This window comes from Psychrobacter sp. TB20-MNA-CIBAN-0197, assembly GCF_040309765.1.
Classification (GTDB): domain Bacteria; phylum Pseudomonadota; class Gammaproteobacteria; order Pseudomonadales; family Moraxellaceae; genus Psychrobacter; species Psychrobacter submarinus.
This window is the reverse complement of the sequence record NZ_JBEOPC010000023.1, coordinates 46,198-53,916: the sequence shown is the minus strand read 5'-3', so window position 1 is coordinate 53,916 and position 7,719 is coordinate 46,198. Positions and strand designations below refer to the sequence as shown.

At 44.9% G+C, this 7,719-nt stretch carries 9 protein-coding genes; 7 read left to right on the top strand and 2 right to left on the bottom strand.

The genetic code is table 11. The features are described 5' to 3' along the window. Window positions 1–141: 141 nt before the first annotated feature. On the top strand, window positions 142–321 hold the full coding sequence (locus tag AAEY83_RS08805) for a hypothetical protein (RefSeq protein ID WP_025646732.1): 180 nt from the start codon (window positions 142–144) through the stop codon (window positions 319–321). 99 nt (window positions 322–420) lie between these two features. Here the strand turns inward: AAEY83_RS08805 and AAEY83_RS08800 are convergent, their stop codons facing one another. After that, window positions 421–1,938: an ATP-binding protein gene (locus AAEY83_RS08800; RefSeq protein ID WP_084212655.1), complete on the bottom strand. Its 1,518-nt coding sequence runs from the start codon at window positions 1,936–1,938 to the stop codon at window positions 421–423. A 240-nt stretch (window positions 1,939–2,178) separates the two neighbouring features. On the opposite strand from AAEY83_RS08800, the gene rpsP reads away from it, so the two are divergent. The 4 genes from rpsP (at window position 2,179) to rplS (ending at window position 4,542) form a co-directional block, all read left to right on the top strand. Further along, the gene (rpsP, locus tag AAEY83_RS08795) at window positions 2,179–2,445 is read left to right on the top strand and encodes a 30S ribosomal protein S16 (protein ID WP_025646730.1); all 267 of its coding nucleotides are present in this window, start codon (window positions 2,179–2,181) and stop codon (window positions 2,443–2,445) included. A 138-nt stretch (window positions 2,446–2,583) separates the two neighbouring features. Next, window positions 2,584–3,114 carry a ribosome maturation factor RimM gene (rimM, locus tag AAEY83_RS08790; protein WP_025646729.1) on the top strand — a complete coding sequence of 177 codons (531 nt, stop codon included), beginning with the start codon at window positions 2,584–2,586 and terminating at the stop codon, window positions 3,112–3,114. 20 nt (window positions 3,115–3,134) lie between these two features. Continuing rightward, window positions 3,135–3,887, top strand: coding sequence for a tRNA (guanosine(37)-N1)-methyltransferase TrmD (gene trmD, locus AAEY83_RS08785; RefSeq protein WP_025646728.1), 753 nt, complete (start codon window positions 3,135–3,137; stop codon window positions 3,885–3,887). A gap of 223 nt (window positions 3,888–4,110) precedes the next feature. Continuing rightward, entirely contained in the window at window positions 4,111–4,542 is a 432-nt protein-coding gene (gene rplS, locus AAEY83_RS08780) for a 50S ribosomal protein L19 (protein ID WP_025646727.1), read from the top strand. A gap of 191 nt (window positions 4,543–4,733) precedes the next feature. Here rplS and AAEY83_RS08775 read toward each other — a convergent pair whose 3' ends face one another. Further along, a complete protein-coding gene (locus AAEY83_RS08775) occupies window positions 4,734–5,372 on the bottom strand; it encodes a DUF4442 domain-containing protein (RefSeq protein WP_025646726.1) in 639 nt (212 codons plus the stop codon). 219 nt (window positions 5,373–5,591) lie between these two features. Between AAEY83_RS08775 and AAEY83_RS08770 the strand changes: the two genes are divergently transcribed. Next, window positions 5,592–5,930, top strand: coding sequence for an HNH endonuclease (locus AAEY83_RS08770; RefSeq protein ID WP_025646725.1), 339 nt, complete (start codon window positions 5,592–5,594; stop codon window positions 5,928–5,930). 179 nt (window positions 5,931–6,109) lie between these two features. Continuing rightward, window positions 6,110–7,636 (top strand): DUF3360 family protein, encoded by a 1,527-nt coding sequence (locus AAEY83_RS08765; RefSeq protein WP_025646724.1) that lies wholly within the window; start codon window positions 6,110–6,112, stop codon window positions 7,634–7,636. Window positions 7,637–7,719 lie beyond the last annotated feature (83 nt).

Here is a 7,719-nt window from a genome sequence, read left to right as displayed (position 1 = left end):
ACTTACCATTTTTATCTGCAAATCGCCTAAAAAATAGTCTCTGTCAGTGCCATGGTCGAATGTTCAACACGCCCTAGACTTATTAGAATTAAATAGTATTATTGCGCTTTATAAATAGGACGAAGATAGAGGAGAGCTTGGATGCCTTACTTGTTTGGCGGCTTGATAATACTCAATGCAGCAGTACTGGTGAGCTATTTGTTTTTTCAACAGCCTAGTACTACCCAGAGCTTACAACAAGCGCAAGATGAGCTGGTGCAGCCTATAGACTTTATCAACAGCTCTGAGCATATCCCGCCCCCTATCGGTACTACAGATTAGCTTTTGGCTTACCTTTTAATCAGCAAATGCTTTTATCTTCTATTCGCCATGTCTCGATAGTATCACTGATAGTGTTGCCGATAGTGTCGCGGGTAGCACTTAGCGATCTGTAGCCTTAGTATCGGCCTTTTCATAGCTCCCTTCTTTATCAGCAGTCTCCGTATTAATAGTTTCTGTATTGTTAGTTTCCTTATTAACAGTCTCTTTATCAGTCGCTGCTGCTTGGTCAACTTCAGCAATCAGCGGTATTTTGACACAGACTTGTAAGCCGCCTTCGGGGTGATTAATCGCCTCTACCGTACCGTGATGTAATCTAGCAATACGGTTCACGATAGCCAGACCTAGACCACTACCTTGTGTGGTACGAGCGGTTTCGCCGCGCTCAAACGGCTGCATGATACGCTCTAACTGATCTTCTGCTACGCCATCACCGCAGTCACGCACACAAATGACCAGCTGCTCTTGCGCCTCACCCATAACCTCGCTCTCACTAATGACATCGCTCTCAGTTGTCGCTAGCGTCTCTTTAAAGGTTGGCACCACCGTCGCTGATAGAAATATAGGCGTCTTTCCATAACGATTGGCGTTATTGACTAGATTAATAATCATCCGTTTGATAGACAAAGGACGTACAGGTACTTGCTTATCTAGTTGAGACTCATAAACGAACTCCATAGGCGCAAACTGCACAATAATCTCATTAAATATCGTATCCAAGTCAGTCAAACGCACCGGCTCATCAGAGCCATCTTTCATAAACGAGATAAACTGCTCCAAAATCGCATCCATATCTTCTATATCATAAATCAAGCCTTCTCGAAAAAAATCATCCGGCAGCATTTCAGCAGTAAGGCGCATACGGGTCAGCGGCGTGCGCAAGTCATGCGAGATACCTGCGAGCATAATCGTGCGCTCCTTTTGCGCTTGATTAAGCGTAGTGAACAAGCGGTTAAAAGCCAGATTGACTTGCCGAATCTCAGTAGGCCCTACTTGTGTCGGCAGGGTAGTGGCATGACCCAGACGAATATAGTTAGTCGCGGCTCGCTGCAAATGGCGCAAGGGTCGATTTAATTGCCGCGCTATCAAGATAATGGTCAGTAGCGTCAAAATAGGAATGCCGAGTAAGAAAAACCCTAACAGTGTCGGACTGTACTGGGAGTAGTAGATAACCGGCTCACGTATCCAAAAACTCGTGTCGCGGCTATCTTGCACCCATAATTGCGGCGTTGGCTTAAATTTAAAATAAACCTGTACCGGACGACCCAGCTGCGCACTGATTTCACGTTGTAATACATCGGTAAAAAATCCGACAAATCGCTTTTTCTCAACTTGTGGAAAGTCGCTAGGGTTTTCTACTGTGACCACATGTGAATGCTCATAGACCCAGCGCTGCACTTCAGGGTTATTTTGCCAATCCTGTTTGGCACTATTCATCAGTCGTAACTCACTGGTCAAATAGCGAGCGTGGGTCTTTAGCTCAGGCAAATAAAGACTGCGCCAAAAAAACCAAATGGATAAGCTGACGCTGATAACGACCATAAAAGTAATCATAAAAGTGGTCAGCCAGCTGTTCGACCAACTACTAGAGCGTCGTGTCGGAGTGTTCGCGGTACTCATAGCAGAAGAGTGCTCCAAAAGAGGTAGAGAATAATTACCAATATAAGATAAAAGAGTGCTGAGATGAGTATAGTGCAATCGCATAAAATGCGCTATGGGCTGGGTTAAATGTACAGCAAAAACCGCTCATCTAAGTGATTGTTATCAAACAACTAAATAAACACAGTTTATGTTTTCAAAAATAATAGACTATGATATAATTGTGCCCTTTTTGGTATACCTGCGAAAGAGAGAAATCAGATGGTTGTTATTCGTTTAGCACGGGGCGGTGCCAAAAAACGCCCATTTTATCAAGTCGTAGTTGCTGATCAACGCCGCGCGCGTGATGGTCGCTACATCGAAAACATTGGCTTTTTTAACCCTTTGGCTAAAGAGTCAGAAGAAGCAGTACGCTTAAACATGGAAGCGTACAATGCGTGGGTCGCAAAAGGCGCACAGCCTTCAGATCGCGTTGCTTCATTAGCAAAGTCTTACAATAAGGCTGCTGAAAGCGAAGCGACTGCTTAAGTTTTAAGTGATGATCTTTAAATAGCTCATCAGCTATTTTAGGGTCTGATTTTAGAGATACTGACTTACAAACTTAGCGCTCCATAGCATATCGTTATCTTCTTTACCTTACACTGATTTATCACATTTAGAGTCGTTATGTCATCAGCACCTGCTAATAACCTTATGAAAATAGGTCAGCTCAAAAAGCCTTACGGTATAAAAGGCTGGCTTTGGGTGTTTAGCGATACCGATGATCGAACGGCTATATTTGATATGCAGCCTTGGTATATGAAGACCGCTATGGGTATGAAGCCTTTGACTGTCAAAGCTTGGCGAGAGCAAGGATCGGGTATTGTCGCTCAGTTTGAGCAAGTTCCTGATCGTAATGTTGCAGAAACCATGAATGGGGTAACCCTTTGGGTGGAGCAAGATGTCTTGCCTGAGACTGGCGAAGATGAGTACTATTGGTCCGATTTGATCGGGGTGCGAGTCTTCAATGAGCAAGATGAGTATTTAGGCGATATTACTGAGATGTTTGAAACCGGTGCCCATGACATTATGCGTGTCGCGGCTACTTCAGACAGCTTAGATGATGAAGAGCGTCTGATACCTTGGCACAAACAGACTGTGCTTGAAGTAGATATAACGGCTAAAACCGTTGTCGCTGCTTGGCCAAGTGACTATTGATCTGTGATTAGTGATTGCTGATGTATTTTGCTGTCATAACTATCTTTCCTGAGATGTTTGCTGCGATTCGTGATTTTGGTATCACTGGACGCGCGGTGACTCAGCAGCAAGTTATGATTGAGTGCATTAATCCACGCGATTATACCACTGACAATTACCGCCGTATTGATGAACGTCCCTATGGTGGTGGTCCTGGTATGGTGATGATGGCTCAGCCACTGTCGCAAGCGATTGACGATGCTAAAGAGCAAGCTCGCCTGCACGGTTGCCGCACTGACAGCAAACACTGTCCGGTGGTTTACCTGTCACCGCAAGGGCGGACGCTTAGTGAAGATAGCGTACTTGAGATGGCTGATTATGATGGCATGATTTTATTATGTGGTCGTTATGAAGGCATCGATGAGCGCTTGTTGACACAATACGTCGATCTAGAAATATCGCTTGGTGATTACGTCTTAACTGGCGGTGAACTCCCAGCTATGGTGCTGATGGACAGTGTGATACGTCGTTTACCTAACGTTATGGGTGATGACAAATCTGCGGTGCAAGACTCGTTTGTCGATGGCTTGCTCGATTGTCCTCATTACACTAAGCCGCATGAGTTTGCTAGTATGGCGGTTCCGGAAGTATTGCTTTCAGGCCATCATGCCAATATTGCTAAGTGGCGCTTTTGTCAGCAAGTTGAGCGTACCAAGGCAAGACGGCCAGATTTATGGCAAGCTTTTAGTCCAACAGCTGAGCAAGCCCGTTGGCTAAAAGAGCAATCAAAGTAGCGTCCATAATAGTCAGATGCTTACTTATGTCGTCAGTATAGCTAAACTGTTAAAAAGAATTTTGCGCAATAATGAACCGGCTATAGTGTAATGGCCGTTTACCCAACCCCACTTACCTTGTATCTACCTACTATCAATTTAAAGAGTAGACAGAGACAATTAATTATTACAAACAGGTAATATGCGCTTAGCCTCTATTATCTAATGTGAGGAGACAACTCTCATGAGCAACAAACATCCATTAGTTCAAAGCGTTGAAAATGCTCAACTAGTAGAACGCCCTGACTTTAGCGCTGGCGATACTGTCGTCGTACAAGTAAAAGTACGTGAAGGCGAGCGTGAGCGTCTACAGGCCTTTGAAGGCGTCGTTATCGCTAAGCGTAACCGTGGTCTAAACTCTGCGTTTACCGTCCGTAAAATCTCAAGCGGTGTTGGTGTTGAGCGTGCTTTCCAACTGCATTCTCCAATCATCGATAGCATTGAAGTGAAGCGCCGTGGTGCCGTTCGCCGTGCGAAACTATACTACTTACGTGAGCGTTCTGGTAAATCAGCACGTATCCGCGAGAAGCTTGGCGCACGTCCAGCAAAAGCTGGCGCTCAAAAGAAGACTGATGCTGGCGTCCCTGATGCGGTTGAGACTGCACCTGGTATCTAAGCCAGCAGTCGCGCTCAATGCTGAGCCTAACTATTGATAGTTATGAATTACTTATCAGTAATCATTACTAGCGATAGTGACAAGCCCTTATTCATAGGTTTATTATATAAATAAGTAGGCGTACCAAAAAAGACAAAACCCCAATCTATGCGCAAGCTAGATTGGGGTTTTTGTATTGATAAAGCACAACTTTAATTATTTTCTCCAAAGCTTACTTCGCTGCTTGCTTCACCACTTACATTGTTATTTACTTTGTCGCTTACATTGTCGTTTGGCTTATCTGGTAAATCTAGACGACTGGCTTGATTCTTAGATCTGCTGTGCTTACGCAAGCGAATATAGACGGTTTTGGTGACGATGGCGACGACTTTTTGGTTTTTATCGACGATTTCAGTACGATAGTCGCGAAATACTGGCTCGCCACTCTCAGCGAGTTTGCGAATAGCCGTCGCCTCACTGCTAGAGACTTTTATCCGTGCCGTTACTTTATTAGTAGCTGGCGCGACAAACTCAATGTGTGAGCTTTTATCCCACACTACATAATTACTCCCTAATTGCTGCATCAATAGCAGCATATAAAAAGGGTCGGTCATAGCGTACAAACTACCACCAAACTGTGTGCCAACGATGTTTTTATTCAAAGCCGTCAGCCCCATGCTGACAACGCATAATCCTTGATCGGTATCTAAGTGCTCAAGCTTGATACCCGCACCTACATAAGGCGCGTAGGTATTGATACGTAGCTTCAATAGATGCGGCGTCAGTATCGGCATAATGTACTGTTTGGCTTTGCGATTTAATATCTCGAAATTTTTTGGAAATAGCTTCATCTTTTATCCTTCAATCCCTAATTTTTATAATAATATCAGTCGGCTATAATCAGCAATCAGTCTGAGTAATCTTTATCCAGTCAGCGCAAATGCGCAGTATTAGCAGCTGTCACTATTGACTACTGAATCATGCGCCTAACGTACAAGTGTACACTTAAATGCCCAAATTTTATTTTATAATAGAAAGTAGAGTGAGAGAAGAAGAAAAGGAGACTAGCTATGTCAAAGACTAACAGTGAGCAAAAGGAGGAGACAGTAGAAGAGAGCTGTCAGCTCTGTAGCCGCACAAATCTACCTTTGACTCGCCATCATCTTATTCCGCGCTCACGGCACAACAAGGCCCGTACGCAGCGCCGCTTTAGCCGCACTGAGATGAGTGGCGATATTGCCATGCTATGTCGTCCTTGTCATAGCCAAATACATAAAATTTTTACTAATCATGAGTTGGCAAATTATTATCATACGATAGCGCGCTTACAAGAACATAGCGAAGTCGAAAAGTTTGTCAATTGGGTAAAAAAACGGCCAACGGGGCTGAAGATAAGAGTAAGAAATTAAGCTTATAAATAGCGATGGGAAAACAATACTCGCATTATAGATACTGATGACCTACAATGACCACCCCTTTGTTTACGGTAGTTTAACCTTTAAGAATAGGTCTAGACAGCAGTCCTAACTATCGGTAATTAAAACGAACAAAGGATTATTTAAGTTCTCAGTCAACATAAGGAGATGTGATGAGTAATCCTCAAATCCCCGCATCAAAAAACGCAGACGCTAATCCCAACCTTGCTCATGAAAATGATCCTTTGCAAGGTAGCTATGCCGAATTACATCAACCCTACGCAAGTTTTGAGAGTCGCGACGCTTATCTCAATCATGAATTACAAATCATGCAACCTAAGCGCTGGCGACCAAATTTACCTTTTAGAGATTATCGCTTCGAGTTTGAAGATACCATTCCGGCAATGGCAGCCACTATCGGCAAAGTCGTGATGGTCGGCGCTATTGCCGCAACTTTTGCAGGGCCTCTTGGTTTAGGAGAAGCCTTTGTTTTAGAAAACGTGCGTTATGAGCTGCTCATAGTCGCGTTTTTTGTCATTTTATTCTCAGGTTTTTTGCTGCCTACTGCCAACCTTGCTGGTACTCACGGCCCACTGATTCCTCTTATTCCGATTGTCGTTGCCGCCGGTGGCCACCCTATGGCTTTTGGCTTACTCATTGGCGCTTTTGGTCTGCTGCTAGCGATCAGCAAAGGCGGAAGCTTATTGGCCAATTTAACCAGTAAGGGGGTGTGCGGCGGTCTGCTGCTCTATCTTGGCTTTATTGGGACTATCTCACAAGTCAAAAACCTTTTTGCTTGGGCAGAAGGCATTGGTATGGCGCATATTGCCTTTGTGGTGATTTTGCTCACTATTATCCTGTATGCGGTTTTAGAAAACTATCAAAAGCGATGGCTTGCCGTGCCGCTCAGCTGCTTATTAGGCGGCGGCGTGGCCTTTGCTATGGGCGCACCGTTTGAATTTAAGACCACGCCCGGTTTGCCTAATATGAGCCCGATGTACTGGTGGGGCGAAAACACTGGCTGGATGCTAGGGCTGCCAACGATTGAGAGTTTCATTGTGGTACTACCCTTTGCGGTATTGGCAGTGGCGATGTGGTCGCCGGACTTTTTGGGACATCAGGTGTTTCAAAAGATTAGCTATCCTGAGCGTACTGAGCGCGTGCGTATGGATATCGATGATACGATGATTAGCGCTTCGGTGCGTCAGGTAGCAGGCTCGGTACTTGGTGGCTCTAATTTTGCTTCTTCTTGGGGCACTTATATTGTGCCTGCCGCCATCGCTAAGCGCCCAATCCCAGCTGGCGCGGTACTAACCGGACTATTTTGTGTCATCGCTGGGGTTTGGGGTTATCCCATGGATCTTGCGATTTGGGAGCCAGTCATGTGTGTGGCCTTAATCGTTGGAGTGTTCATTCCGCTACTCGAGGCGGGTATGGAGATGACCCGTGAAGGTAAAACCACACAGTCGGCGGCGATTGTTGTTTTTGCCTCAGCGTTAGTAAACCCAGCATTTGGGTGGTCTATTACTTTAGTATTAGATAACTTAGGTCTGATTGGCTCAAAAGAGCGCAGTGCCAACTTATCTAAGATGAGTCGCTGGATCATTCCGGTAGTGACCTTTGTGATCTTGACTGGGGTGATGGCTATCGTAGGGATGCTGCCTGGTATTCCGGCACTATTACCAAGCTTTCGCCACTAGGATAGGGTTAAAGGTTCAGCGTAGGTACAAACATAAAAAGCCAGCTTTATTAAGCTGGCTTTTTATACTATTAGGGCGTGTTG